This window comes from Eggerthella guodeyinii (assembly GCF_009834925.2).
Classification (GTDB): Bacteria; Actinomycetota; Coriobacteriia; order Coriobacteriales; family Eggerthellaceae; genus Eggerthella; species Eggerthella guodeyinii.
In genome coordinates, this window is sequence record NZ_CP063310.1 from 2,230,779 (window position 1) to 2,256,508 (window position 25,730).

The 25,730-nt window shown below is 69.7% G+C and carries 25 protein-coding genes; 1 reads left to right on the forward strand and 24 read right to left on the reverse strand.

Annotation, left to right across the window (positions count from 1 at the left end):
• Positions 1–11: 11 nt before the first annotated feature.
• The 5 genes from GS424_RS09350 to GS424_RS09370 form a co-directional block, all read right to left on the reverse strand.
• Positions 12–764 (reverse strand): formate dehydrogenase accessory sulfurtransferase FdhD, encoded by a 753-nt coding sequence (locus GS424_RS09350; RefSeq protein WP_160942451.1) that lies wholly within the window; start codon positions 762–764, stop codon positions 12–14.
• Between the two features lie 4 nt (positions 765–768).
• Complete coding sequence (locus GS424_RS09355) at positions 769–1,716, reverse strand: formate dehydrogenase accessory protein FdhE (protein ID WP_160942450.1); 948 nt, start codon at positions 1,714–1,716, stop codon at positions 769–771.
• 114 nt (positions 1,717–1,830) lie between these two features.
• On the reverse strand, positions 1,831–2,595 hold the full coding sequence (locus tag GS424_RS09360; protein WP_160942449.1) for a cytochrome b/b6 domain-containing protein: 765 nt from the start codon (positions 2,593–2,595) through the stop codon (positions 1,831–1,833).
• Entirely contained in the window at positions 2,588–3,514 is a 927-nt protein-coding gene (locus GS424_RS09365; RefSeq protein WP_160942448.1) for a 4Fe-4S dicluster domain-containing protein, read from the reverse strand. Before GS424_RS09365 ends, GS424_RS09360 begins: the two co-directional genes overlap by 8 nt.
• Before the next feature lie 12 nt (positions 3,515–3,526).
• The gene (locus tag GS424_RS09370) at positions 3,527–6,664 is read right to left on the reverse strand and encodes a molybdopterin-dependent oxidoreductase (protein WP_186937843.1); all 3,138 of its coding nucleotides are present in this window, start codon (positions 6,662–6,664) and stop codon (positions 3,527–3,529) included.
• 458 nt (positions 6,665–7,122) lie between these two features.
• Between GS424_RS09370 and selD the strand changes: the two genes are divergently transcribed.
• Positions 7,123–8,181 (forward strand): selenide, water dikinase SelD, encoded by a 1,059-nt coding sequence (gene selD, locus GS424_RS09375; RefSeq protein WP_160942445.1) that lies wholly within the window; start codon positions 7,123–7,125, stop codon positions 8,179–8,181.
• A 62-nt stretch (positions 8,182–8,243) separates the two neighbouring features.
• Here the strand turns inward: selD and GS424_RS09380 are convergent, their stop codons facing one another.
• The 19 genes from GS424_RS09380 to GS424_RS09470 form a co-directional block, all read right to left on the reverse strand.
• Entirely contained in the window at positions 8,244–9,398 is a 1,155-nt protein-coding gene (locus tag GS424_RS09380) for a double-cubane-cluster-containing anaerobic reductase (protein ID WP_160942444.1), read from the reverse strand.
• Complete coding sequence (locus GS424_RS09385; protein ID WP_160942443.1) at positions 9,388–10,158, reverse strand: acyl-CoA dehydratase activase; 771 nt, start codon at positions 10,156–10,158, stop codon at positions 9,388–9,390. The genes GS424_RS09380 and GS424_RS09385 overlap by 11 nt, the downstream gene beginning before the upstream one ends.
• 153 nt (positions 10,159–10,311) lie before the next feature.
• Positions 10,312–10,551 (reverse strand): putative Se/S carrier protein, encoded by a 240-nt coding sequence (locus GS424_RS09390; RefSeq protein WP_160942442.1) that lies wholly within the window; start codon positions 10,549–10,551, stop codon positions 10,312–10,314.
• Positions 10,552–10,554: 3 nt separating this feature from the next.
• Positions 10,555–11,697: an aminotransferase class V-fold PLP-dependent enzyme gene (locus tag GS424_RS09395; protein ID WP_160942441.1), complete on the reverse strand. Its 1,143-nt coding sequence runs from the start codon at positions 11,695–11,697 to the stop codon at positions 10,555–10,557.
• A 35-nt stretch (positions 11,698–11,732) separates the two neighbouring features.
• Positions 11,733–12,365 (reverse strand): sulfurtransferase-like selenium metabolism protein YedF, encoded by a 633-nt coding sequence (yedF, locus tag GS424_RS09400; RefSeq protein WP_160942440.1) that lies wholly within the window; start codon positions 12,363–12,365, stop codon positions 11,733–11,735.
• 56 nt (positions 12,366–12,421) lie between these two features.
• Positions 12,422–12,718 carry a putative Se/S carrier protein gene (locus tag GS424_RS09405; protein ID WP_160942439.1) on the reverse strand — a complete coding sequence of 99 codons (297 nt, stop codon included), beginning with the start codon at positions 12,716–12,718 and terminating at the stop codon, positions 12,422–12,424.
• Between the two features lie 10 nt (positions 12,719–12,728).
• Positions 12,729–14,003: a double-cubane-cluster-containing anaerobic reductase gene (locus tag GS424_RS09410; RefSeq protein ID WP_160942438.1), complete on the reverse strand. Its 1,275-nt coding sequence runs from the start codon at positions 14,001–14,003 to the stop codon at positions 12,729–12,731.
• A gap of 227 nt (positions 14,004–14,230) precedes the next feature.
• Positions 14,231–15,487 carry a chloride channel protein gene (locus GS424_RS09415; RefSeq protein WP_160942437.1) on the reverse strand — a complete coding sequence of 419 codons (1,257 nt, stop codon included), beginning with the start codon at positions 15,485–15,487 and terminating at the stop codon, positions 14,231–14,233.
• Entirely contained in the window at positions 15,487–16,101 is a 615-nt protein-coding gene (locus GS424_RS09420) for a carbonic anhydrase (RefSeq protein WP_160942436.1), read from the reverse strand. The genes GS424_RS09415 and GS424_RS09420 overlap by 1 nt, the downstream gene beginning before the upstream one ends.
• A gap of 75 nt (positions 16,102–16,176) precedes the next feature.
• On the reverse strand, positions 16,177–17,073 hold the full coding sequence (fdhD, locus tag GS424_RS09425; RefSeq protein ID WP_160942435.1) for a formate dehydrogenase accessory sulfurtransferase FdhD: 897 nt from the start codon (positions 17,071–17,073) through the stop codon (positions 16,177–16,179).
• 18 nt (positions 17,074–17,091) lie between these two features.
• The gene (locus tag GS424_RS09430; protein ID WP_244977509.1) at positions 17,092–17,925 is read right to left on the reverse strand and encodes a formate/nitrite transporter family protein; all 834 of its coding nucleotides are present in this window, start codon (positions 17,923–17,925) and stop codon (positions 17,092–17,094) included.
• Positions 17,926–17,993: 68 nt separating this feature from the next.
• Positions 17,994–18,455, reverse strand: coding sequence for a hydrogenase 3 maturation endopeptidase HyCI (locus GS424_RS09435; RefSeq protein WP_160942434.1), 462 nt, complete (start codon positions 18,453–18,455; stop codon positions 17,994–17,996).
• Positions 18,452–18,976 (reverse strand): formate hydrogenlyase maturation HycH family protein, encoded by a 525-nt coding sequence (locus GS424_RS09440; protein WP_218958848.1) that lies wholly within the window; start codon positions 18,974–18,976, stop codon positions 18,452–18,454. The genes GS424_RS09435 and GS424_RS09440 overlap by 4 nt, the downstream gene beginning before the upstream one ends.
• Positions 18,946–19,737 carry an NADH-quinone oxidoreductase subunit B family protein gene (locus tag GS424_RS09445; protein ID WP_160942433.1) on the reverse strand — a complete coding sequence of 264 codons (792 nt, stop codon included), beginning with the start codon at positions 19,735–19,737 and terminating at the stop codon, positions 18,946–18,948. The genes GS424_RS09440 and GS424_RS09445 overlap by 31 nt, the downstream gene beginning before the upstream one ends.
• Complete coding sequence (locus tag GS424_RS09450; RefSeq protein ID WP_160942527.1) at positions 19,734–20,273, reverse strand: formate hydrogenlyase complex iron-sulfur subunit; 540 nt, start codon at positions 20,271–20,273, stop codon at positions 19,734–19,736. Before GS424_RS09450 ends, GS424_RS09445 begins: the two co-directional genes overlap by 4 nt.
• Positions 20,274–20,282: 9 nt before the next feature.
• Entirely contained in the window at positions 20,283–22,013 is a 1,731-nt protein-coding gene (locus tag GS424_RS09455) for a hydrogenase large subunit (protein WP_160942432.1), read from the reverse strand.
• A 9-nt stretch (positions 22,014–22,022) separates the two neighbouring features.
• A complete protein-coding gene (locus GS424_RS09460) occupies positions 22,023–23,597 on the reverse strand; it encodes a hydrogenase 4 subunit F (protein ID WP_160942431.1) in 1,575 nt (524 codons plus the stop codon).
• 9 nt (positions 23,598–23,606) lie between these two features.
• A complete protein-coding gene (gene hyfE, locus GS424_RS09465) occupies positions 23,607–24,260 on the reverse strand; it encodes a hydrogenase 4 membrane subunit (protein ID WP_160942430.1) in 654 nt (217 codons plus the stop codon).
• 10 nt (positions 24,261–24,270) lie between these two features.
• Positions 24,271–25,725 (reverse strand): hydrogenase 4 subunit D, encoded by a 1,455-nt coding sequence (locus GS424_RS09470; RefSeq protein WP_160942429.1) that lies wholly within the window; start codon positions 25,723–25,725, stop codon positions 24,271–24,273.
• Positions 25,726–25,730 lie beyond the last annotated feature (5 nt).

Consider the following 25,730-nt stretch of genomic DNA (forward strand, 5'->3'; position numbering starts at 1 on the left):
GCGACGGCCCCCTACCCCGTCACGCGCTCGGGGCGCGACAGGACGCGGACGCGGCCGTCGCGGCAGTGCGACACGAGGGTGACGCCGAGCTCCTCGGCGCGGGCGACGGCCTCGTCGGTGGCCGACTTGCGGCTCACCAGCACGGGGCAGCCGGCCCGGTAGGCCTTGAGCGCCATCTCGCAGCTGATGCGCCCGGTGATGAACAGCGCCTTGTCGCGCACGTCCACGCGGTCGAGCCACGCCTGGCCCACGAGCTTGTCCATGGCGTTGTGGCGCCCGATGTCCTCGCGCACGAACAGCAGCGCGCCCTCGCCCGCCGCGCCCAGCCCGCAGCCGTGCACGCACGCACCGGTGTTGCGGCGCGGGCTGCGCTCGCACAGCTCGTCCATGCACGCCAGCAGGTCGTCGGCGTCGAAGCGCGCCGCCGTCTCGAGCGCCGCCGGCGCATCCACGCGCCGCGCGTCGCGCAGCAGCGCCGAGCTCGCGCAGCCGGCCGACGTGACGCGGTGCAGGGGCACGTAGCCCTCCGCGGCGCACTCGCCGCTGGCCACGTACACCGCCGCCTCCTCGGGCACGGCGGTCACCTCCACGAAGCAGTCGCGGTCGGCGATGAGGCCTTCGGACAGCAGGTAGCCCACCGCCAGCTCCGGCAGCCCGAAGGGGCTGCCCTGGCTCACCGCCACGGGCACGTCGTTCAGGTAGATGCGGATGGGCCGCTCGGCCGATTCGCTGCGCGCGGGAGCGGGGTACTCGACGATGGCCATGGCGCTACCCTCGCGCCGGCGCTTCGGCGGTCGCTCCGGCCTCGGCGCCCTCGCCGGCCGCCGCCGCGTCGGCGGCGGCGCGCTGGTAGGCCACGAGGTCGAGCTTCGCCATGAGCACGTCCTCCACCTCGAACGAGAACGGCGCGAGCGCCTCCTCCTCGTACACGGTGCGCGTGTAGCCGCCGCACTCGTCGCAGGTGGCCAGGCGATGCGCCTCGTCGCCCTCGAGGTTGAAGTAGTGCAGGTGCCCCTGGTTCTGCGTGCCGCAGCGCGCGCAGCGCACGCGCTCGAAGTCCCACACGCAGCCGCAGCAGCCGCACCACAGGCGCTTGCCGCGCCCCTGCGCCGCCGGCGCGCCGCTCACCTGCGCCACGGCGGCCTCGCCGCCGCACACGGGGCAGCGCACGCCGTGCGGCTCGTCGGCGCCCGCTGCGCGGCGCGCCTGCTCGATGGCCGTCGCCGGGCCCTCCAGCAGCGCGCGCAGCGCGAGCGCCGCCGCGGCGGCGCCGATGCGGGCCGCGTCCTCGTCCATGCCGTCGTCCTCGAGCAGCCCGGCGAACGACTCCACGTAGGCCGCCGGGTCGCTGCCGGCCAGCGCGAGGTCGCTCGCCGCCGCCATGCGCTCCCAGCTCGTGCGCGCGAGCGCCTCGCTCGTCGACGCCGCGAAGCCGCCGCGCTCGGCCATGAGCGCGGCCACCCGCCCCATCGCGCCCGCCAGCGCGTCGGCCTCGAGCGCGGCCGGCGCCTGCGCGAGCACCGGCTCGCCGTCCCGCGCCCATGCGCGCAGGCTGTCCGCGTCGGGCAGCGGGTACGCCGCGGCCGCGTCGGCGCGCGCGGCGGACTCGTCGGCCGCGCCCCACAGCTCGCGGAAGAACGCGAGCCGCGCGTTGTCGGCGTCGTCGAGGTTCGTACGGTACGCGGCGATGGCCGCGTCGATGGCTTTGAGGTTCATATGCTTGCATCCTATCGATTCGGTGTCCCTGCCCGCGCCGCGCATGCGGCGCGGGCAGGACGTTCGTGCCACCGCGCGGGGCGGTGGCACGAACAGGCCGTCTTGCCGATACGCTTACTTCGTCTTCTCCACCACGTTCTGCCCGGTGGCGATCTCCTCGCGAGCCCAGTGGCCCCAGTGGTACAGGGCGTCGGACTCGGACACGGTGCCGTCGCCGAACATGAGCTTGGCCGTGCCGCGGTACGGCTGGAAGATGCCGGCGCCCAGGAAGATGTGCGCGAGCGCGAACACCGCGATCAGCAGGAAGCCCACGTCGTGCAGGAACAGGAAGATGCCCTGCGCCCCGCCGAAGTCGACCACCGTCGAGCCCAGCAACAGCAGCACGCCCGTGATGCCCATGAGCGCGCCGGCGAACCACAGCATGCCGTCGGCGAAACGCTGGCCGCTCTTGACCTCGCCCTGGTCGGGCATGTGGATCCACTTGGCCATGAACAGGTACGGGAAGAACAGGATCATCCACTTCTTGTCGTCGGAGTCCCACTTCGCGAACAGGTTCTTGAAGATGTGGACCACGCCCTTCGGCGCCATGATGGCGCTGACGAGGGGCACGGCGACGAAGATGACGCCGATGACGCGGTGCGACATGCGGATGAGCCACACGGCGTCCGGGCCCGCCATCGCCGCAAGCGCGGGGACGAACACGAACAGCCCCGAGATGCACAGCAGGATGCACGCGATGATGGTGACGTCGTGCGTGACGCGCGCCTGCAGCGAGTGGCGCTTGATGTAGCGCTCCTTGCCGCTCGCCGCCATGCTTGCCAGGAACGCCTGGTTCTTGGCGGCCTCCTCGGCGGAGACCGAGACGGGTCCCTTATTCATCGTTGCCTCCCTTCTTGCCGCCCAGGTTCTCCATGATATGCTCCTTCACCGACTCGGTGTCCTGGCCGTCGCCGTGCTTGACCACCTGGCCGGTGTCCACGTCGATGGTGTCCTCCGTGTCGGCATTGTACGCCAGCTTGTCGCGCTTGTAGCCGATGCCGAGGGCGAACATGGCGGCCAGGCCGGCCACCGTCACGCCCGTGGCCACCGCCGTGACCGGCTTCATGATCTGCGTCAGGCCGACCATCGGGTTCACCTGCGGATCCTCCACCTGGCCGTGCGCGGCCACGCCGTGCTTGAGCACCTGGACGACGTGCAGGCCGCCCACCTGGTCCTCGCCGTACACGGCGGCGTCGGCGTAGCCCTTGCCCTGCAGATAGCCCACGCGCTCCTTGGCCTGGGCCAGCAGCTCGTCGCGGTCGCCGAACACGAGCGCGCCGGGCTGGCACGTCGTGACGCACGCCGGGGCCAGGCCCTGCTCGATGCGGTCGAGGCAGCCCGTGCACTTGTTCATGCGGCCGTTGTCCTCGCGGTACTGCGGCACGTCGAACGGGCAGGCCGTGGAGCAGTACTTGCAGCCGATGCACTTGGAGTCGTCCACGCTCACGAGCCCCGTGGCCTCGTCCTTGAACACCGCGCCCGCCGGGCAGATGACGGCGCAGGGGGCGTCGGTGCAGTGCTGGCAGCTGCGGCGCCCGAAGGCCCACTTCACGCCCTTGTCCCCGCCGGCCTCCTCGTGGAAGCTGACCAGGATGCGCGTGGTGCCGTTCAGGTCCATCGGGCTCTGGTACGAGCCCGTCGAGGGGTTCCCGTTCTTCTCGAGGGTGGACGGCAAGCCGTTCCAGCACTTGCAGGCCACCTGGCAGCCGCGGCATGCGGTGCAGCGGGAGGAGTCGAACAATATGGCTTTCTCACTCATGGCTCACCCCTCCTATGCCTTCTCGATGTCGACCAGGAACGCCTTGTACTCGGGCACCCAGCAGTTCGGGTCGCCCACGTTCGGCGGCAGGTCGTTGACGATGTCGCCCGTGGCGAAATCGCCGGCCCAGCCGAAGTGGTGCGTCATGCCCACCTGGTGCACCGTCTCGCCGTTCACCTTGAACGGCTTGAAGCGCGGCGTCACCAGCGCCATGACCTCCACCGAGCCGCGGTTGTTGAACACGCGGACGCGCTCGCCGTTCTCGATGCCCTTCTCGGCAGCCAGCTCGAGCGACACCTCGACGAACTGCTCGGGCATGGCCTCGTTGAGCGCGGGGCACGTGCGGGTCTGGCCGCCGGTCTGCCAGTGCTCGGTGACCGAGTAGGTGGTCACCGCGATGGGGTACTGGCTGCGGTCGCCGCGCTTGACCGACTCGAACTCGGCGAAGCGGACGCACGGCGAGTTCTGCCGACCGTTCATCTGGTTGTCGGCCGGGCTCTCGAAGGGCTCGTAGTGCTCGGGCAGCGGCCCGTCGCCCATGCCGTAGCTCTCGAGGCGCGCGTTCTGCTCCCACAGCATCATGAACGCCTTGTTGTTCGGGGGCACCGGCGTGCCGTTGGACACGGCCACGAAGTCGCCGACGTCGTTCTGCACCCACTTCTCGCCCGTCCACTCCACGAGCACCCGGTTCGGGTTCCAGGGCTTGCCCTCGAGGTCGGCCGAGGCGCGGTTGTAGATGATGCGGCGGTTGAGCGGCCAGGCGTACGACCACTTGGGATGCAGGCCGAGCCCCGACGGGTCGTCGGTGACGCGGCTGCCGATGGCCTGCTCGGCCGGGTCGAGCGGCGCGTCGTTGTTGGCCCAGAAGCCGGTGTAGATCCACATGCCGCAGGCCGTGGAGCCGTCGGCCTTGAGGTTCGCGAACGTGCTCAGCAGGTCGGGGGCGCCGTTCTCGAAGCCGCCCTCGGCGTAGTTGTAGCCGTTGAGGGCCCAGGCCACGGGGCGCGGGTCGATCTTGCCGTCCACGTAGTAGTCCCACTTCGTGTTCACGATGGGCTCGGGCGCCACGCCCTTCTCCTTCTCGTACAGATCCACGATGGCCTTCCACAGCACGTCGCAGATCTCGTAGTCGGGCTTGGCCTCGTCCCAGGGCTCGACGGCCTGGTAGCGCCACTGCAGCCAACGGCCGGAGTTCAGGATGGTGCCGGGCTTCTCGTAGATGAGCGCCGCGGGCAGGAAGTACACCGTGGTGTCGACGTCGGCGGCGTTCATGTCGGGGGCTTTCCAGAAGGTGGCGGATTCCGTCTCCACCCAGTCGGCCACCACGAGCCAGTCGAGGTTCGCCATGGCGCGGCGCACGTTGCTCGCGTTCGGCGCCGAGTGGCAGGGGTTCATGCCCCAGTTGAAGTAGCCCTTGATGACGCCCTGGCTCATGAGCTCGAACGAGCCGATGATGGAGTAGTCGGGGCTCTTCGGAACCTTCGGCCACCAGTCGTAGCCGTAGTCGTTGTCCACCGTGGCCGCGTCGCCGAACCACTCCTTGAGCGCGGAGACGATGAACTTCGGCTTGTTGGTGTAGTAGCCGTCCGCATACGTCTCCTTCTCGCACCACTTGCGCAGAGACGGGGTGCCGTACTCGGTGGGCCAGTTCAGGTACCCGGGCTGGTTCGCCACGAGCATGCCCATGTCGGTGGCGCCCTGCACGTTCGGCTCGCCGCGCAGCGCGTTCACGCCGCCGCCGGCCACGCCGACGTTGCCCAGCAGAAGCTGCAGGATGCCCATGGAGCGGCAGTTCTGCGCGCCGTAGGTGTGCTGCGTCTGGCCGAGGGCGTACAGGATGGTGCCGGACTTGTCGGGAGCGCCCGTGGACGCGTAGGTGGCGTACACCTTCTCCAGCAGGTCCTTGTCCATGCCGCACACGCTGGACACGGCGTCCAGGTCGTAGCGGGAGTAGTGCTTCTTCATCTGCTGGAACACGCACATCGGGTCCTGCAGGGTCATGTCGCGCTTCGGCACCTCGACGGTGGGAGGCGTGAACGCGGGAACGCCCTCGGCCGCGGCCCAGGCGTAGGCGCCGCCCTCGGAGGTGTCCCATTCCTTCGTGGACTCCACCTGGTAGTGCCAGGTCTTCGCGTCATAGGTGGCGCTGTCCTTGTCGAAGCCCGAGAAGATGCCCGTCTCCACGTCGAAGGAGTACTCCTCGTTGAGCAGGTAGGACGCGTTCGTGTAGTTCAGCACGTACTCGTGCTGCCACAGGTCGTGCTCGATGATGTAGTTGAACAGGCCGCCGTAGAAGGCGATGTCGGTGCCCGAGCGGATGGGGCAGTAGATGTCCGCCATCTCGGCCGAGCGGGTGTAGCGCGGGTCGACGACGATCCACGTCGCGCCGTTGTCGAGCGCCTTCTGCACCCACTTGGAGGACACGGGATGGTTCTCGACGTTGTTGGAGCCGATCGTCATGATGACGTCGGCGTTCTGCATGTCGCAATAGTGGTTCGTCATGGAACCGCGACCGAACGTTGCTGCCAGACCGGCAACCGTGGGGCTGTGTCAAACACGAGCCTGGTTGTCGATGGCTATCACCCCTAACGAGCGCATCATCTTGTTGATGAGGTACTCTTCCTCGGAGTTCTGCTGGCTGCCGCCCAAGCTGGCGATGCCGTGGCACCGGTTCACCGTGATGCCGTTGGCCACCGTCTCGAACGTCTCGTCGCGGGTCTTCTTGACCCACTTCGCGATCTCGGCGACGGCGTCGTCCCAGGTGATGTCCTCCCACTCGGAGGCGCCGGGACGGCGCACCATCGGCTTGGTCCGGCGGTTCGGGTTCTTGATCACCTCGCGCGTGGCGGGATCCACCACGTTGCGCAGCTGGAACATCGTGGCGCCCTTCGGGCACAGGCCGCCCTGGTTGATGGGGTGGTCGGGATCGCCTTCGATGTTCACCAGCTCGCCGTCGCGGGTGGAGCATATCACGCCGCATCCGCCCGAGCAGTAGCAGCAGATGTTCGTGTACTCCTCCGTGTTGACAAGCTTCCAGTCGGCGGCAGGCTCGACGGCCAGCGCCTCCGACTGTGAGGACAGCTCGAACGCCATGGTGGCGGCGAACGCTGCGCCGGTGGCTTTGAAGAAGCCCCTGCGTGACAGGTTCATGTCCTCGTTCTCCTTCCTTCTCGTCCGTTGAGAATCATGCCCGAGACCAGCGGGAGAACGTCGCCGAGGGCATGGGAGACGTCGTCCTGCTCGTGGTGCCCGATTGCATGCTGTGCCGGGACGGCAGCCCTCCACCGCCCGGCCATCGCGATCTTAGCAAGCGCGCCCAGATCCGACGTAATTAGTTTCTGATGATATGGGTCGTTTTATGCGCAAACTCCCTTGATTCCCTCGTGGAATATTCGGTAAGCGTCACTCGACGGGAAAAGCGCCCGAGCGAGCGGTCGCTTTCCCGTGGCGGACGGCGACCCGTCTCCGGTAGACGGTGCGTTTGCCACCGCGGTGCGGTATCGACGAACGGCCTGGATAACGCGTCGGCGGCAGGGCGCTCGGAGGGGGCGCGGGACTGCTATACTGGCTGGCAGCAACCAATCGTGTTCCGTGCGGAAGGAACGTCCATGAGCGAGACCGAGCGCATACGCCTCACCCACCTCACCGAGAAGGGCGGTTGAGCGGCGAAGTGGGGTCCGGGCGACCTCGAAGAGATACTGAAGGACATCGCGCCGCCTCCCGACGCCGACCTGCTGCTGGGCTTCGACACGTCCGACGACGCCGCCGTGTACCGCCTGGACGACGAGACGGCCGCCGTGCTGACGCTCGACTTCTTCACGCCGGTGGTGGACGATCCCTACGAGTTCGGCGCCATCGCCGCGGCCAACGCGCTGTCCGACGTGTTCGCCATGGGCGCGAAGCCGCTGACCGCGCTCAACATCCTCGCCTTCCCGTGCAGCCTGGGAACCGACGTGGTGGGTGACGTGCTGCGCGGCGGCGCCGACAAGGTGGCCGAGGCCGGCGCGTTCGTGGTGGGCGGCCATTCCATCGAGGACGACGAGCCCAAGTACGGGCTGTCGGTGTTCGGCACCGTGCACCCCGACCGCATCGTCCGCAACGGCGGCGCGCTGCCGGGCGACGCGCTGTTCTACACGAAGGCCATCGGCTCGGGGCTCATGAACTCGGCGTTCCGCGCCGGGTTCGAGGACGACGAGGGCATGCGCCCCGTCATCGACTCCATGATGGAGCTCAACAAGGCGGGTGCCGAGGCCATGGCGAGCGTGCACGTGCACGCCGCCACCGACGTGACGGGCTTCGGGCTGGCGGGCCATCTCCACGAGATGCTCGACGCCTCCGGCGCCTCGGCCGAGCTCGTCTGGGAGGACCTGCCCCTGTTCGAGGGCGCCTACCGGTACTCCTGCGACTTCTGCCGCCCCGCCAAGACGTTCGGCATCGTGGACTGGGCGCGCGCCTTCGTGGAGCAGGGCGCGCTCGGCGACGAGGAGTTCGAGAACCGCATGGGCGTGCTCTGCGACCCGCAGACGTCGGGCGGCCTGCTGGTGGCCGTGGCGCCCGAGGAGGCCGCCGCGTTCGCGGCGGCGTTCGAGAAGGCGGCCGGCAGGAAGCCCGCGAGAATCGGCAGCGTGCGGGAGGGAACGAGCGGCACCATCGCGATGCGCGCGTGAAAACGTCCTAAAAGGGGCCAGGCCCCTTTTAGGACATCAGGCGGATTCGCCAAGAAAAAGGACTACAGCATCTCGATGAACGCGGCTAGCCTGGTTCCCACCTGGCCGCTGTCCCCCGGGGAGTAGTCGGTCTCCAGCTTGAGGTACGGGATGCCCTCGTCCTCCATGCGCCGCTGCACGCGGGCAGACTCCACGTTGAACGTGTGGCACGCCTGCAGCACCACCTCCACCACGCCGTCGGCGCGGTAGGCGCGGGCCAGGTCCACCGTGTTGTCGATGCGGGCCCCGTTCGGCGTCATGACCGAGCAGTTGATGGCGAGGTAGCGATCGGCGATGGCGCGCAGGATGTCGTCGGCGTCCTCGTCGACGAGCAGGCGGTTCGCCCTCTCGCCCGAGCAGTCGTCGAGGCACACGATGACGCCGCCGTGCTCCTCGATCACCTTGCCCACCTTGTTGATGACGCCGCCCGACGGGCAGCCCGTGAGCAGGATGCGCTTGGCCGAGGCGCTCACGGGGCGCTCGCCCGCCGCGTAGGCGCGCTCGCGCTCGTCCGCCAGCGCCTCGAGCCGCCCGACGAAGGCCTCCACGTCGAAGCTGAACGTGCTGGCCAGCAGCGTGCTCATGAGCTCCACGCCGTGCACGGCGGGCGGGTCGTTCAGCTGCAGCTCGTAGAGCCGCACGAGCGCGCGCCGGTAGCGGTTGCGCAGGCGCGCCGCGGCCCGCAGCTTCTCGTCGGTGATGCGCGCGCCGAAGCGGCGCTCGAGCTCTTCCGCGAGCAGCTTCACCTCCTCGTGCCAGATGTCGGCGGCGTAGGAGCGCGCCTGGCTCTGGGGCAGGTGCAGCACGTGCACGTCCTTGAGGTCGGCCAGCAGCTCGTACATCTTCTTCTTGCCGTCGCAGGTGGTCTCGCCCACGATGATGTCGGAGAAGTAGGTGTACGGGCACTTCTCGGTCAGCGCGAAGCCGTAGGTGCCCTTGATGAGCGGGCACAGGTTCTTCGGCAGAACGGTCTCGGCGTCGGGGATGGCCTCGTCGCTCATGCCGCACAGGCCGATGGCCGCCATGCCGGCGGCGTCGATCACCTCGAGCGGCGTGTACGAGCACAAACAGCCCGCCAGCTTGCCGCCCTGCTCCTTGTACTCCTTCGCGGCCAAAAAGCCGCGCTTGCGCGCCTCGTTGAAGTCCTCGAACGTGCGCGGCAGCCCGTTATCCGTCACGGCGATCCTCCCCCTCCGCCGCCAGCAGCGCTGCGCCCACCGCGCCGGCGAAGCGCGCCCGCGCGTCGGTGGCCACGGGCGAGCCGAGGCGCGCTCCCAAGCGCTCGATGAAGTACTCGTTCTCGCACAGGCCGCCCGTTAGGTAGAAGGGCGCGCCCTTGCCCTGCGCCACGAGCACCGACACCCGCTCCACCACCGACTCGATCACGCCGTACGCGATGTCCTCGCGGGGCGTGCCCGTGCCGATGAGGCTGATGACCTCGGACTCCGCGAACACCGTGCACATGGACGAGATGGACGTGGGCGCGCCGGCGCGCGCGAGGCGCGCGAGCTCCTCCTGGCTGACGCCGAGGCGGTTCGCCATGACCTCGAGGAACTTGCCCGTGCCGGCCGAGCACTTGTCGTTCATCGCGAACTTCACCACCTTGCCGCCGCGCAGCACGATGACCTTCGTGTCCTGGCCGCCCACGTCCACCACGGTGCCCTCGCCGCCGAACAGGAAACCGGCGCCCTTGCCGTGGCAGGTGATCTCGGTGACCACGCGGTTCGCGTAGGGCACGGCCACGCGCCCGTAGCCGGTGGCTATGCAGGGCGCGTCGAGCGCGTCGAAGCCCCGGGCGCGCAGCTGCTCGGCCAGGCGCTCGGCCGCGTCCACGCTGCTGAACCCCGTCGGGCACACGAACGTCGCGACGAGCTCGCCGCCCTCGAGCACCGCAGCCTTCGCCGCCGTGCTTCCTATGTCGATGCCGATAGAAGGCATGGGTGAGGTCCTTTCGTCTTTTCTCTTGGCGCGGAGGAGAGCGTGCCTGTCGTGCGGCGCATCCGCGCCGATGAGAGAACCCGCAGGTCGTCCCATCGGCGCGGGCGAGTCGCGCGGCACGCCCATCCCCCTCCGCGCCACGTGGCGGGGCGCCTAGTACAGCTCCACCTCGTGCACGGCCTCGTATGCCAGGCCGCCGCTCTCGAGGGCGTCCAGCAGCGCGCGCCGCTCCTCGGCCGGGACGCACCAGGCGAGGCCGCAGCCGGCGGATATCTCGGACGGGATGGGGATCATCCTGCCCGGGAAGCCCGTCTCGCGGGCGGCGGCCTCCACGGCCATCGCGTCGCTCGTGGACGCGAACGTCACCACGGCCTTCGGCGTCTTCTCCCGCACGGCTCAGGCCTCCTCGGCGATGGCGGCCACCGCGGCGATGCCGGCGTCCACCTCGTCCTCGTCGTTGAAGCTGCTGAAGCTGAACCGCACGGCGCCCTGGTCCTGCGTGCCCAGCGCCTCGTGCATGAGCGGCGCGCAGTGGGCGCCGGCGCGCGTGCAGATGCCGAACTCGGCGTTGAGCGCGTCGCCCACCGCCGCGGAGTCCAGCTCGCCCACGTTGAGCGCCACGATGCCGCAGCGCCCGGCGTCGCCGCCGCCTCCCAGCACCCGCACGCCCTCGATGCCGACCACGCCGCGCTCGAAGCGCTCGGCCAGGGCCCGCACCCGCGCTCCCGTCTGCTCGACGCCGCGCTCCTCGAGGTAGGCGAGCCCCGCGCCCAAGCCGGCGATGCCGTGGGCGTTGAGCGTGCCCGCTTCCAGGCGCTCGGGCATGCGCGCAGGATGGCGCCGGTCGTAGCTGTGCGTCCCTGAGCCGCCCACCTTGAGCGGCTCCACGTCCACGCCCTCGGCAACCGCGAGGCCGCCCGTGCCCTGCGGGCCGTACAGGCTCTTGTGCCCCGTGAACGCCACGAGGTCAAGCCCGTCGCGCCCCATGTCGATGGGCACGACGCCGGCCGTCTGGGCGGCGTCCACCAGCAGCAGCACGCCGCGCTCGCGGCACATGCGGGCGATGCGCGCGACGTCGTACACGTCGCCCGTCAGGTTCGACGCGTGGGTGACGACCGCGAGGCGCACGTCCGGCTCGAGCGCCGCGTCGAGTGCCTCGTAGTCGAGCGCGCCGCGCGCGTCGTGCGGCACCACGGCCAGCTCGCAGCCGCGCTCGTCCACCGCGCGGTACAGCGGGCGCAACACCGAGTTGTGCGACGCGGCCGTGGTCACCAGCTTGTCGCCCGGCCGCACGAGCCCGTTCACAGCCGTGTTCAGCGCCTCGGTGGCGTTGCTGGCGAAGGCCACCCGCGAGGGGTCGCCGGCGCCCAGCAGGCGCGCGAGCTGCTGGCGCGCCCGGAACACGGCGTAGCCCGCGTCGAGGGACGCCTCGTGCACGCCGCGGCCCACGCCGCCGAACCCGTTGATGGCGCGCGCCACCGCCTCGGCCACCGCAGGCGGCTTGGCGGCGGTGGTGGCCGCGTTGTCGAAGTAGATCATAGCTGTACGGTCCTTAGTCTCGCGCGCCGCCCGCCCTACGGGCGGATGATCCCGCGCGCGTTCGCCTGCTTGTCCACGATCACGTACATGTTCGTGGCCTCGCCCACTTCCAACCGATCGGCCAGGCCGTAATGGTTCAGGCACGTGCCGCAGCTCATGATCTCCACGCCGGCCTCGGCCAGCGCGCGCAGGTCGTCGAGCGACGAGGAGCCGGCGCACGCCAGCTTCACGCCGCCGTTGTACATGAGCACCGTCGCCGGCAGCTCGTCGAGCTGCGTGAGGGCGAACACGAAGCCCTTCATGAGCACCGCACCCAGCTCGTCGTCGCCCGAGCCCATGAACTCGGACGGGATGACCGCCACGACACCGCCCGTCGGCGCCGCCTGGACGGCCGGGCACACGGCGGCGGCCGCATCCGCATCCGCTCCGGCGGCGGCCCCGTCGCCCGCCGTCGCGCCCTTCGCGAACGTCACCGCGAACGCAGCCTCGCCGCGCTCGTCGCTGACCGCTTCCACCTTGAGCGTCTTGGCGAGCGCTTCGAGGTTGTGCACCGCGGTCCTGTTGTCCACGAGCACCTCGAGCACGCCCTCTTCCATGGCCGCGAGCGCCTTCTTGGCGCGCACCACGGGCAGCGGGCACGCCTGGCCCCGTGCGTCGATCTGCTCCATCGCGATCCCTTCTTCCTTCGTCGTCGCGCGCCCCGCGCGAAGGCGGGGCGCGCTCGTCAGCAAAACGTATCGCGCCGCGCGTTGAGCTGGCGCGGCAGCCGGGCGACCCCTTCGAGCGGGATGCCCTCCTCCTGCGCGAGGCGCTCGATCCGCTCCACGTCGTCGCACGACGCGAGCAGCGACACCCCGCAGGATGCGCGCGCGGCGCGGGGCGTGGGCGATATGCGCACCGTGCACCCCGCGTCGCGCGCCGCTTCGTACAGACGCCAGCCGTCGGTGTGGCTCGAGAACAGGATATAGCAATCCACGGGCCGCGCGTCCTCGTTCACCGTATCGGCAGCGTCTCGTTGCACGGCTTCGGCCCTACGCGTCCAGCATCTCGACGAACGCGCCGATGCGCGTGCGCAGCTGCTCGGCGTCGTTGTCGGCGTAGTCCGTCTCGAGGCCCAGGCACGGGATGCCCTCCTCGGCCAGCGCGTCGGCCAGCGAGCCCTTCTCCACGTCGTAGAGCGTGCAGAACTTGAGGTTCGCGTCGATCACGCCGTCCACCTGGTACTCCTTCGCCATGCGCACCACGTCCTCGATGCGGCCCGGGTTCGGCGTGAAGCACGCGCAGTTGTTCTTCATGTAGCGCTCGGACAGCGCCTGGAACATGCCGTCGAGCGTGTCGGCGCCCTCGTCCACCTCGTTCTCGAAGTAGCGCGTGCCCGTGCACATCTCCTCGCACACCACCACGGCGCCGCTCGTCTCGATGAGGTGGTGCAGCTTCCAGTTCGGGATGGCCAGCGGCGTACCCGTGATCAGGATGCGCTTCGTACCGGCCGGCACCACGCCCTCGCCGCGCTCGATGCGCTCCTCCAGCTCGTCGGCCAGCTTGTTGGCCATCTCGGCGCAGCGCACCGGGTCGTCGAAGAACGCGATCTGCATCATGAGCAGGGCGTCCTTGCCGCTAATGGGCACCGGGTCGGCCTTGCGGGCCTCGAACACGCGCGCCAGAGCGCGGCGCTTCTCGTTGATGGTGCGGATGGCGGCGGCCAGGTTCTCGGCCGTCAGCTCCTTGCCCGTCTCGGCCTCCACCTCGTCGGCGAACAGCGCGATCTCGTCCTTCCACGCCGCGATGTCCTTGGCGCGCTTCATCTGCGGCACGTCCATGACGTAGGTCTTCTTGTCGGCCCCGAGGATCTCGTAGGCCTTCTTCTTGCCGTCGCACGTGGTCTCGCCCACGTACATATCCGCCACGCTGAAGTACGGGCAGGTCTTGCCGAAGTGCGCGCCCAGCGACGCCTTGATCAGCGGGCAGATGCCGCTCGGCAGCACCTTCTCGCCTTCGGGCACCCAGAACTGCGAGCCGCCGCACAGGCCGGTGACGGCGCCGCCGCAGGCGACGACCACCTCGTCGGGCACGAACACGCAGAACGTGCCGAACACCTTGCCGCCCTGCTTCTGCAGCTCGATGAGCTCGGCCGGGCGCACGCCGTGGATCTCGGACACCACGAAGTCGTAGAACGCCATGCCCTCCGGTCGGTTCTCCTGCGTGAGGTACGTGTCGCCGAACGCCATCGGCAGCACGGCGCACAGCTGGTCGTGCGTTTCCAGATCCATACCCAAGTCTTCCCACATTGCCTGATAGTCAGTCATAGTGGCCCCCTTCGATACCAGTCGATAGTAAGCTTGCGCGATATTCGATTGCGATGCAGAATGGATGGAGCAGCGCCGCCGGACGCGCGCAGAAGCGCATGCGGGACGCGATGGGGTGCGCGGTGGTGAAACGCAGCCCCGCATGCAGAAATGGCACCCGCGCAGAAGTCGTGCCAATGCGAAGCAACGCAGTAATGATACCGTATGTCGGCCGCCCGTCGCAATCGTCAATTCCATGATCGGCGAGCGGTTTTCGTCACGAGGTCGTGCAGCAGCCCGCGCGGCGTCCAGGCGATCACGGCCGACTGGTACAGGCTACACCGGTACGAGCACGCGAACGCGCACGCCGCCGCCAGCGCGCAGGCCGGCGCGGCCGCGAGGCCGAACAGCTCGGCGCCCAGCGCGACGGAGGCCAGCGGGCAGTTCGAGCAGCCCGCGAACAGGGCCACCATGCCGAGCGCGGCGAAGCTCGCGCCGTCGAGCCCGCTCGCGGCGGCGAACGTCGAGCCGAGGCACGCCCCGACGCACAGCACCGGCATGATCTCGCCGCCCTTGAACCCGGCGGCGAGCACGAGCAGGGTGAGCGCGGCCTTCGCGAGGAAGGCCTCGGGCGGCAGCGCGGCCCCGGCGAGCGCCGCGTCGATCTGCGCCGCCCCCGTGCCGCCGTAGGGCGCCAGGTCGGTGAAGCCCAGCAGCATGGACACGGCCGCGCCGCCCACCACGATGACGAGCGGCACGGAGTCGAGGCGCGCGACGGAGCGGCGCAGCACGCGCAGCGCCACGCAGAACGCGCCCGCGACGACCGCGGCGGCAACGCCGAGCGCCACGATGGCGAGCGGCGAGGCGCCCGCCATGTCGAGCGCCGCGGCGGCCGGCGACACGAGGCGCGCGCCGGCCGCGCGCGCCACCGCGAACGCGACGAGCGCCGACAGCGCGGGCGCGGCCAAGCGCGCGGGATGCGCGAGGCGGCGGTGCATGACCTCCACGGTGAACACGGCCGCGGCGACCGGCGCCAGCAGCACCGCGGACAGCGCCGCCGCCATGCCGCACATGATGCAGGTTTCCTGGAGCCCCTCGTCGCGCAGCCCCAGCAGAGGGCCCAGCCACGACGAGATGCTGCCGCCCAGCTGCAGAGCCGCGGCCTCCTTGCCCACCGACCCGCCGCACAGAAGCGTGCAGCACGTGCCCAGGAAGATGGCCGGCGCGAGCGCCCGGGGCACGGGCCGCGAGGCGCGGGCCGCCTCGATGACGTCGGAGGTGCCCAGCGAGAACGGCAGGCGCAAGATGCGGTACAGCCCGTAGGTGGCGAGTCCCGCCGCCGGCAGCAGCCACACGAGCCGCTCGTGCGCGTAGAACGTCGCCACCGCCAGATCCACCGCCCAGCCGAGCGCCACCGTGGCGCCGCCGGCCGCGGCGCCGATGGCGAGCGCCGCGACCGGCCAGCGCGCCGCGGCGCGCGCCCTCCCCGCCGCGCGTGCGGGCATCAGCCCTCCCTCGGGCGGCGCGCCTCCCGCGCGGCGGGCGCGAGAAGCTCCACGCGCCCGCTGTCGAGGCGGTACACGCCGCCCAGCACCTCCACGCCCGCGCCCTCCACGAGGGCGCGGACCTCCGCGTCCCGCAGCAGCCGGTCCACCGACGCGCGCACGTTCAAGGCGCAGGCGGCGTAATCGTCCCGCTCGTCGCCGATGGCGGAGCGCACCAGGTCGGTGACCGCGCCCACGCAGCCCTCGGCGCCGCCCGCGATGGCCGCGCCCACCGCGCCGCAGCAGGTGTGCCCCAGCACCAGCACGAGGCGCGCGCCCGCGTGGGACGCGGCGTACACCACGCTCGCCAGCTGCGTGTCGGCCACCACGTTGCCCGCCACCCGCACGGTGAACAGGTCGCCGACGCCCGCCATGAAGATGTGCTCGGGAACCACGCGCGAGTCAGAGCAGGTGACCACGATGGCAAAGGGGCGCTGCCCGTCCACCATCGTGCGCTTGCGGACGAGCCGCGAGATGTCCGCGTCGTTGCGCACGGCGTCCACGTAGCGCCGGTTGCCCTCCATCAGGCGGTCCAGCGCCCGCAGGGACTCCCCTCGTTCGGCCTTCTTGTCCATGATGCCTCCCTTTCCACGCCGCGGAGCGTCCGCGGCGAGCGGTTGCGCCGCGCCCTGCGCCCCGCGCCCGCGCGCCTACAGCGCGATGAGCTCGGGGTGGGCGTACACGGTGAAGCGTCCGTCGCGCGCGAAGGCGGCCAGCGCGATGCCCTCCCGCTCGGCGAAGTCGAGCACGGCCGACGTCGGGGCCGACACGGTGGCCACGATGCGTACGCCCGCCCGGGCCAGCTTCGCCACCAGCTCGAGCGCGCAGCGGCTCGACAGGTAGGCGAAGCCATCCTGCGGGTCGATCCCCGCGCGCATGAGCGCGCCGACGAGCTTGTCCACCGCGTTGTGGCGCCCCACGTCCTCGCGCATGAGCACGGGCGCGCCCGAGCGGTCGGCGAACACGGCCGCATGGGTGGCGCCCGTGGCCAGGTGCATGCCCTGGGCGGGCAGCAGCGCGCGGCTCATGCGCCACACGGCCGCGGGCTCGAGCGGGGCGCACGCGCGCGCCGCACCGGCGGCCGTGCGCGCCGCCGCGCCGGCGTCCAGCAGGCATCCCGGCAACGCCGGGCCTCCCGCCTGCGGAAGCGCCGTCCGCGGCGCGCGCAGGCGCACGTCGATCGCGGCGGTGCCGCCGGCGAAGCGCACGTCCACGCCCGCCACGTCGCCCGCCTCCCCGACGAGGCCCGCCGCGAACGCCGCGCCGTAGGCGTAGTCCTCGAGGTCGCCCGGCGAGCACGCCGCCGTCGTCCAGGGGACGCCGTCCACCGCGAGGTCGACCCGCATCTCCACGGCCACCACCTCGGTGCGCCGGACGCAGCCGTCCTCGCGCACCAGCAGCGCCTCCACCTCGCGCATCGAGGCCGCGCCCTCCGCGTCGGGCTCGGCGCGGAACTCGCCGCCGGGCCCGGGGCCGCATCCCTCCGCGGAGGCGCGCCCGCCCGCGGGCACGCGCGCCTCCCCCGCATCCTTTCGCACCGCCGTCATGCATGCGTCCACGGCAGCCTACTTCGTCTCGGGCTTCTTGTGGTAGATGTACCAGTACGCGAGCCCCACCAGGCCGCCGCCCACGATGTTGCCGAGGGTGACGATCACGAGGTTGAAGGCCACGCCGCCCACGGTAACCGCGCCGGCCGCGCCCACGCCCATCACGTTCATGAGCAGCCCCATGGGCAGGAAGAACATGTTGGCCACGCTGTGCTCGAAGCCGATGGCCACGAAGGCCGAGATGGGCAGCAGGATGCCGATGACCTTGTCGGTGACCGTGCGGGCCGAGAACCCGATCCACACCGCCAGGCACACGAAGATGTTGCAGAGGATGGCCTTGAAGAACATCGGCACCACGTCGAGCGCCACCTTGCCGGCGGCCACGCTGACGAACGTCGCGCCCACGGCGCCGCCGTTCATGCCCTGCGTGTTCGCGAGGTACACGAGCGCCACGGCGATCAGCGAGCCCACGAGATTGCCCACCCACACGACGCCCCAGTTCTTGAACAGCTTCGCCCAGCAGATCCTCCCCGACGCCTTCGCGCACAGCATGAGCGCGTTGCCGGTGAACAGCTCGGCACCGCAGCACAGCACGAGCGACAGGCCCAGGCAGAAGCAGATGCCGCCCACGAGGCGCTGCACGCCGAACGGCATGGTCGTGTCGCCCAGGAACAGGCAGAAGAACGTCGCGCCGAACCCGATGAACGCGCCGGCCAGGATGGCCGACACGAAGCACTTGCCGCCCGCCATCTCCGCCTTCGTGCAGCCGATCCCCTCGGCCTTCGCCTCGGTCTCCGCCGGCGACAGCGCGTCGGGCTTGAGCGCCTTCAACTCGTCTTGCGTCATTGCCATGATCTCGTCCCTTCCTCCAGCCGTATGTTTTGAAGCGCGTTGTCCGGACGGCGATGCGCCGCCGGGTCTCAGTTCCCCATGGCCGCGTACCGCGTGAAATCGCCTCCGTCCCGCAAGCAGCCCATCACGTCGTCGAGGGCGTCGCGCACCTCCGACGACAGCGGATCGAAGAATTCGGTCGATCGCAGCTGAATGCCGAGAAACGTCACATTGTCGCAGATGCGGTCGAGTTCGCCAAGCAGAAAGGTGATGGGCAGGGAATGCGTGGTGATGAGGAACTGCGTGGCCACGTCCTCCGCCCCGAGCCGCCGTATCGATCCGGGCGCCAGCCGCATCTGGGCGGCGTCCACGAACAGGATGCGCTCGGGCGCGCAGCGGCGCACCACCGCGAGGTCGTCCTCGGGCGTCTGGCCGCCGTCCACCACCTCCCAACCCTCGACGGGATTCTCCTCCAGCAGCTTGGCCAGCATCGGCCCCGCCGCGTCGTCGCCGCGCAGCACGCTGCCGGCGGTCAGCACCACGCCGCTCATGCCACCCTCCTCACCATCGCGTACACCGAGGGCTCGTCGCGCACCGCCAGCAGCAGGTCGACGAACCCCATGAGCTGCCCCACCTCGGACGGGTCGAGCGCGATGCTCGTCTTGCCCGGCTCGTTGAACACGTCGAGGCCCGCCAGGGCCGCGCGCGCGGCCGGCAGCAGCAGGCCCACGTGCGACTTGTCGATCTCGATCTCGCCGAAGCGCAGCACGCCGGCCAGCTTGAAGCGCGCCTCCTCGTCGTCCATGAGCGCCACCATCTTCTCGTACGCGCCCACCGGCATGGCTAGCGCCCGCTCGAAGCAGTCGATGACGCCCGTGTGGTGCCCCACGGCCAGCGTGTAGTACAGCACGTCGGTCGACTCCTCGGGAATGGACGAGGCGCTGTCCACGAACTTGCGGGTGAGCTTGCGGAACTCCACCGTCGAGCCCGTGGCGCTCACCGCGTTCGGCGCGTCGGCGAACAGGTCGGCGAACGGCCCGCTCACGGTCGCACCCCCAGCACCTTCGCGCACACGACGTCCTTGAGGTCGGCGTATATCTCGGCCTTGCGCGGGTCGGCCTCTCCGGCCACGAGCGCGTCGAGCGAGCCCAGCACGTCGCCGCCTTGCCCGTCGAGCGCCTCCATGAAACGGTCTGCGAGGTCGCGCCCGTAGCGGTAGCCCGCCATGCGCCGCGCCTCGCGCTCCAGCTCGGCGCGCAGCTTGTAGGGGATGCTCGCGTGCAGAAGCGGCGCTTGCTCGCCCGCGCCCTCCACGAGGTGCGTCTCGTGCAGCTTCTGGCCCAGCAGGCCCAGCGCGATGGCGAACCCGTAGATGGTCTGCGCCGGCGACGGCGGGCAGCCGGGGATGTACACGTCCACCGGCAGCAGCTTGTCGGTGCCGCCCCACACGCAGTAGTTGTCGTGGAAGATGCCGCCCGTGCAGCCGCACGCGCCGTAGCTCACCACGAGCTTCGGGTCGGGCGCGGCCTCGTAGGCGCGCAGGGCCGGCATGCGCATGGCGCGCGTCACGGCGCCCGTGTACACGAGGATGTCGGCGTGGCGCGGGCTGGCCATGTTCTTGATGCCGAAGCGCTCGGCGTCGAACACCGGCGTGATCGTGGCGAATATCTCGATCTCGCAGGCGTTGCAGCCGCCGCAGTCCACGCGGTAGATGTACACCGAGCGCTTGATGTCGTTGAGGAGCGCCGCCTTCGCGGCCGCGATCGTGTCGTCGAGCTCCACCTTGTCCAAACGGTGCTGCAGGCTCTCCGGCACCAGATGCGTGTTCGTCATGACCGTCCTCCCTGCGCATCGATCGTACGTTTCGCCGCGAGGCCGTCGGCGCGGCGCTTGCAGGCGGGGCACGTGCCCGCCAGGCTCAGCGCCTCCTCCGCCTCGGGCGAGCCCTCCATGCTGGCCAGCAGCCGGGCCGCGTAATCCACTTCCTTGCGCGGCGCGAAGTACGCGCCGCACTCCGCGCACGCCTGCAGCTGGTAGGTGCACGTTTCCACGAGGTCGTCCTTGCGCATGACCGCCAGCTCGAACTCCGATCCCAGGCGGATGGCCTCGAGCGGGCACACCTCCTCGCAACGGCCGCAGAAGATGCAGCGCCCGTAGTCGATGGACCAGGTGATCGTGCCCGCACGCGTGTCCGACTCCATCTGGATGGCGTTGGGCGGGCAGGCCACGGCGCACGCCGCGCACGCGATGCAGCGTTCCAGGTCGTGCTCGGGCTTGCCGCGCATGTCGGGCGTCGTCTCGAGCGGCGCGAAGGGGTACTTGACCGTCGCGTCGCCGGTTTTGATGATGTTCCTGAGCGTCTTCAGCATCACGTCCCCCTAATCCTTCAGCGGAGAGTGGGTGCGGCGGCGGCAGTACGACTCCAGCTGGTTCTTCGTCAGCACCTGGCTCGTCTTCTTGTTCACATCGACGATGGTCACGCGGTCGGTGCACGAGTAGCACGGGTCGATGCTGCCCACGATGAGCGCGGCGTCCGAGATGGTGTTGCCGCGGAACATGTAGCGCAGCACGGGCCAGTTGCTGTACGTGGCCGCCTTCGCCCGCCAGCGGTAGCACTTCTGGTTGTCGCCCGTCATGGCCCAGTGCACGTCCTCGCCGCGCGGCGCCTCGGTCACGCCGATGCCGAACTTGTGCGGCGTGTACGTCCAATCCTCGGTGAGGATGGGGCCGGCCGGCGCGTTCGTCATGAGCGTCTCGATCATGTCGAGCGAGTCGAGGAACTCCTCGATGCGCACGAGCGTGCGGCTCTTCACGTCGCAGCCGTCGTGGCTGCGCGCCTTGAACGTTCCCTGCAGGCTCTTGTAGCCGTCGAAGGGGTGGTCGAAGCGGGCGTCGCGCGTGAAGCCGCTGCCTCGCACGCACGGCCCCACGGGGCTGAACGCGCGGGCGACGCGCGGGTCGAGCATGCCCACGCCCTCGGTGCGCGCCAGGAAGTTCGGCGTGCTCATGAGCTCCTCCACGAGCCCCTGCACCTCGGCGCGCAGCTCGCCCACCAGCTTCACCGTGGCCAGGTGCTGCTCGGCCAGGATGTCGCGGCGCACGCCGCCGATGAGGTTGAGGCCGTAGGTCTTGCGGTGGCCGGTCAGCAGCTCGGCCAGGTCCATGGACTTCTCGCGCACGCGGAAGAAGTGCTGGAAGCCCGTGTCGAAGCCGCAGAAGTGGCACACGAGGCCGAGGTTCAGCAGGTGCGAGTGCAACCGCTCCACCTCCAGCACGATGGCGCGGATGAACTGGGCGCGCTCGGGCACCGCGATGCCCTGCGCGTTCTCCACGGCCTCCGCGTAGGCCACCGAGTGGGCGCAGCCGCAGATGCCGCAGATGCGGTCGGCCAGAAACGTGACGGCGTCGTAGTCGAGGCGCGCCTCGGCCACCTTCTCCATGCCGCGGTGGACGTAGAACAGGCGGTAGTCGGCGTCGACGATCTCCTCGCCCTCCACGAACAGGCGGAAGTGGCCCGGCTCGTCGGAGGTGATGTGCAGGGGCCCCATGGGCATCTCGGTGGTCTCGCGCCCGTCGGTCTCGGCCAAAAACGAGTAGTTCTCCATGTCCGACACCGGCGCGGGGCGCTTGCGGTAGTCCATCGAGTCCTTGCGCAGCGGGTACAGGTTGTCGGGCCAGTCGTCCGGCAGCACGAGCCGGCGCTCGTCGGGCAGCCCCACGGGGCGCAGGCCGAACATGTCGCGCACCTCGCGCTCGCTCCACACGCAGGCCGGCACGCGGGGCGTGACGGACGGGAACTCGCACGTGTCGGCCGGCACCTCGGCGCGCACGACGCAGAAGCACGGGTCCTCCTCTTCCATGGACAGCACGTAGTACAGCGCGTACTTCCCGTTGAGGGGCCGCTCGTCGTTGCCCACCATCATGGGCAGCCAGCCGCCGCGGCCGAAGTACAAGAACTCGACGACGTCGGGCAGCGAGTCGGTGGCCACCGTGATGGTCACCTGCTCCTCGGCCTGCCAGGCGGCGTCCTTCAGCACGCCGGGGAAGCGCTCGCGCACCGCCTCGACATGGCTCGCGCCCGCCCGCATCGCTTGCAGTTTCCTCTTCATGACACTCTCCTACTCGGACGGGGCGTTGCGCGCGCCTTCGGTCGCAGCGAACAGATCCTTGAACAGCGGCGCCTCGTGCAGCACGTCGGTATCCTGCTGCAGCACGACGGCCGTGGCCTCCTCGACGCCGGACAGCACCGGCTGGGGAAGCGCCACGCCGAACCACAGCACCACGGCTGCCAGCACGAACTCGGGCAGCAGCGCCAGCACGCCCACGTCGCCCTTCTTCATGCCCTCGGGCTCCTTGCCCATCACCGCATGCGTCACCACGTGCGTCAGCGCCGCGATGACCACGGTCAGCGCGAGGGCGAACACCACCACGAGCACGATCTGGCCCGCCACGATGCCGGCCACGAAGGCCATGACCTCGGACAGGAACATGGCGAACGGCGGGAAGCCCGACAGCGCGAACAGGCCGACGGCCAGCAGCACGCCCGTGGCCGGGGCCACCTTCAGGATGCCGCTGATCTTGTTGAGGTCGCGGGTGCCGTACTTCATCAACACGTTGCCCGACAGGCAGAACAGCAGCGCCTTCGTGAAGCCGTGGAAGATGCAGTGCAAAAGCGCCGCCGCCACGCCGAGCGGGCCGCCGAAGCCCAGGCACAGGGCCACGACGCCCACGTTCTCGCACGAGCTGTAGGCCAGCTTGCGCTTGAGGTCGTCCTGCGAGAACACGGCGAACGCGGCGAACGCCACCGACAGGATGCCCAGCACCAGCATGAGCGTCTGCGGGAAGTCCGGGCCGATGGCCTGCACGGCCAGGATGTAGAACCGGATGATGATGAGCATGGCGCATTTCAGCAGCACGCCCGACAGCAGGCCGGACACAGGGCTCGGCGCCTCGGAGTGCGCGTCGGGCAGCCACGTGTGCATGGGGAACAGGCCGGCCTTCGTGCCGAAGCCGATGGCGGCGAACACGAACGCGATCTGCATGAGCACGACGTCGAACTGCGAGGCGTACGGCAGAAGCGACGTCCAGAACACGGCCTGGTGCGCGTCGGCCATCACGTCGGCCGCGTTGGCGTACACGAGCACGGTGCCGTACAGGCCGAACGCCACGCCGGCGGTGCACACGATGACGTACTTCCACGCGGCCTCGAGCGAGAGCTTCGTGGAGTAGGCGCCCACGAGGAACACCGTGGACAGCGTCGTGGCCTCGATGGCCACCCACATCATGATGATGTTGTTGGACAGCGCCACCACGAGCATGGTGAACACGAACAGGCTGAAGAACACGTAGTACTGCTTCACCTGCGACGGGGTCATGTGCCCGATCTCAACGTCGTGGCGGATATAGCCCAGCGAGTAGAAGCCGGTGAGGAACCCGATCGTGCCGATGAGCGCCACGAACACGCTGCCGAGCGCGTCGAGGTGGAACCACAGGCCGACGGCGTTCACCGCCTCGCCCGAGATCACCACCTGCGATGTCAGGAAGAGCGCGAGCACGAGCACGCCGGCGAGCGACGCGAGGTGCACGGCCTCGTACAGGCCGCGCGGCACGCTCTTCGACGGCAGCGCGGCCATGACGAGCGACGCGGCGAGCGGCAACGCCATGAGCACGATGACCAGCATTGAGTAATCCATGGCTCACCCCTACCCTTTCAATTCCATGAGGTCGTCGGCATCCAGCGTGTGCGCGGTGCGGTAGATGCGCACGGCCACCACGGCCATGATGATCACCGCGAAGAACGCGTCGGTGGCGATGCCCACCTCCACGAGCTCGGGGGCCTCGGGCGCCAGCAGCGCCAGCGTCACGTGCGAGCCGTTCTCCATGAGGCAGTACCCGAAGATCTGCTTCACGATGTTGCGCTGCGTGACGATGCAGGTGAGGCCGATGAAGAAGTGCGCAAGCGAGATGGCCAGCGCCGGCTTCACCTCCGCGGCCGTCGGCAGGTCGATCCCCTGCACCACGACGAAGCACAGGAACACCTCCACCGCGATGATGGCGATGCTCTTGACCGGCGTGATCTTCGGCGACAGCCCCGCGCCCGCGTCGCCCATCTTCTTGCACGCGTACAGGATGATGCCGGGCACGACGAGCACCTTCGTGACGAAGGCGGTGCCGGCCCAAGTGAACAGCTCCACCGATCCCGTCACGCTGCCCAGCGCCACGAACAGCGTCACGAGCACGACCGATTGGGCCGCGTACACGTAGGCCGCGCGCGTCGGCGTCTTGGACAGCACGACCAGCATCGAAGTCACGATCAGCAGGCCGCCCAGTATGTTAACCAAGGTATATCCAGTCATTTCGATCTCCTCACCCCAACCACGCGGCGGCGATGAAGCTCGAGCACACCGTCATGACCATCAGTACGACGAACACGCCGATCATGGGCTTGGGCAGGGGCGCCGCGTCGGCGACCGTCGGGGACGGCTCGCCGGGCAGCACGCTTCCCATCCACTTGAGGAACCAGGCGAAGCAGCCCACCGTCTCGAGCAGCGCCACCACCACGATGAGCATGAGGATCCAGTTGCCCTCGGCCACCGCGAAGCTGCCTGAGAAGATGGCGAACTTGCTGAAGAAGCCGTTCATGGGCGGCACGCCCGCGATGGCGAGCGCGGCGAACGCGAACGCCACGCCCAGCAGCGGCTGCTTCTTGAGCACGCCTTTGATCTTGGGCAGCATGCGCGTGCCCAGCGTGTAGCTGAACGCGCCTGCCACCAGGAAGAACAAGGTCTTCGCGAAGGCGTGGTTGAACATGTGCATGACGCCGCCCTCGAAGGCGAGGTCGCTGCCGAAGATGTAGAACCCGAAGCCCAGGAAGATGTAGGACAGCTGCGAGATGGTGGAGAACGCCAGCAGACGCTTCATGTCCTTTTGCGGCAGGTACATGAAGAAGCTGAACAGCATGGTGGCGATGGCGCCGATCACCACGACCCAGCCCACCACCTCGGGCACCTGCCCCGCGCCGATGAGCTCGCGGGCGAACACCGCCACGCCCACCTTCACCATGGACGCGCCGTGCAGGTACGCCGACACCGGCGTGGGGGCCTCCATGGCGGAGGGCAGCCACATGTACAGCGGCAGCTGGGCCGACTTGCCCCAGGCCGCGAACAGCACGCACAGCAGCACGAACGCCTTCCACCAGCCGTCGAGCTGCGCGATGGCCGACACCTCGAACGTGCCGGTCTGCACGAACAGCGCGCCGGCGGCCACGTACAGCCCAATGGAGGCGATGTGCGTGAGGATGAGCGCCTTCATGGCCGACTTGCGCGCCGTGGGCGTGTCGTAGTAGCCGATGAGCGCCCACGAGCACGCGCCCGTGATCTCGAAGAACATGAGCTGGCCGACCACGGTCGAGCTGAACACGACGCCGGCCATGGCGCCGATGAACACCGTGAAGAACGCGTAGAACCTGCGCCTCGGCGCGTCGGCATGCTCGCGGTTGCCCGCGTTCATGTAGCCGATCGAGTAGATGCCGATCAGCAGGCCGATGCCCACGAAGCAGGGAGCCAACAGCACGCTCACCTTGTCGAACACCAGGCCGATCACCTCGGCATCTCCCAGCATGGCGAGCGTCACCGTGACGGATTCCTCGCCGCTTCCCGCGAACGCGGCCCACACGGCCAGCGTGAGCGCCGTCGACACGGCGGCCGCGCCCACGCACCACCACTTGGCGGCGCGCTGCGGGCTCACCACGATGGCGAGCGCCGCCGCGAAGGGCACGACGATGGCGGCGATGGCGAGAAGGGACATATCCATTCCAATCATGATTC

Excerpts from the sequence above, each read along its gene's own strand:
- GS424_RS09355 (WP_160942450.1), bottom strand. The coding sequence starts at position 1,716 with ATGAACCTCAAAGCCATCGACGCGGCCATCGCCGCGTACCGTACGAAC.
- GS424_RS09365 (WP_160942448.1), bottom strand. The coding sequence starts at position 3,514 with ATGAGTGAGAAAGCCATATTGTTCGACTCCTCCCGCTGCACCGCATGC.
- GS424_RS09420 (WP_160942436.1), bottom strand. The coding sequence starts at position 16,101 with ATGGACAAGAAGGCCGAACGAGGGGAGTCCCTGCGGGCGCTGGACCGC.
- GS424_RS09470 (WP_160942429.1), bottom strand. The coding sequence starts at position 25,725 with ATGATTGGAATGGATATGTCCCTTCTCGCCATCGCCGCCATCGTCGTG.
- GS424_RS09430 (WP_244977509.1), bottom strand. The coding sequence starts at position 17,925 with ATGGCAATGACGCAAGACGAGTTGAAGGCGCTCAAGCCCGACGCGCTG.
- GS424_RS09415 (WP_160942437.1), bottom strand. The coding sequence starts at position 15,487 with ATGCCCGCACGCGCGGCGGGGAGGGCGCGCGCCGCGGCGCGCTGGCCG.
- GS424_RS09455 (WP_160942432.1), bottom strand. The coding sequence starts at position 22,013 with ATGAAGAGGAAACTGCAAGCGATGCGGGCGGGCGCGAGCCATGTCGAG.
- GS424_RS09410 (WP_160942438.1), bottom strand. The coding sequence starts at position 14,003 with ATGACTGACTATCAGGCAATGTGGGAAGACTTGGGTATGGATCTGGAA.
- GS424_RS09395 (WP_160942441.1), bottom strand. The coding sequence starts at position 11,697 with ATGATCTACTTCGACAACGCGGCCACCACCGCCGCCAAGCCGCCTGCG.
- GS424_RS09445 (WP_160942433.1), bottom strand. The coding sequence starts at position 19,737 with ATGACGAACACGCATCTGGTGCCGGAGAGCCTGCAGCACCGTTTGGAC.
- GS424_RS09360 (WP_160942449.1), bottom strand. The coding sequence starts at position 2,595 with ATGAATAAGGGACCCGTCTCGGTCTCCGCCGAGGAGGCCGCCAAGAAC.
- yedF (WP_160942440.1), bottom strand. The coding sequence starts at position 12,365 with ATGGAGCAGATCGACGCACGGGGCCAGGCGTGCCCGCTGCCCGTGGTG.
- GS424_RS09460 (WP_160942431.1), bottom strand. The coding sequence starts at position 23,597 with ATGGATTACTCAATGCTGGTCATCGTGCTCATGGCGTTGCCGCTCGCC.
- GS424_RS09450 (WP_160942527.1), bottom strand. The coding sequence starts at position 20,273 with ATGCTGAAGACGCTCAGGAACATCATCAAAACCGGCGACGCGACGGTC.
- GS424_RS09350 (WP_160942451.1), bottom strand. The coding sequence starts at position 764 with ATGGCCATCGTCGAGTACCCCGCTCCCGCGCGCAGCGAATCGGCCGAG.
- GS424_RS09385 (WP_160942443.1), bottom strand. The coding sequence starts at position 10,158 with ATGCCTTCTATCGGCATCGACATAGGAAGCACGGCGGCGAAGGCTGCG.
- hyfE (WP_160942430.1), bottom strand. The coding sequence starts at position 24,260 with ATGACTGGATATACCTTGGTTAACATACTGGGCGGCCTGCTGATCGTG.
- GS424_RS09435 (WP_160942434.1), bottom strand. The coding sequence starts at position 18,455 with ATGAGCGGCGTGGTGCTGACCGCCGGCAGCGTGCTGCGCGGCGACGAC.
- fdhD (WP_160942435.1), bottom strand. The coding sequence starts at position 17,073 with ATGACGGCGGTGCGAAAGGATGCGGGGGAGGCGCGCGTGCCCGCGGGC.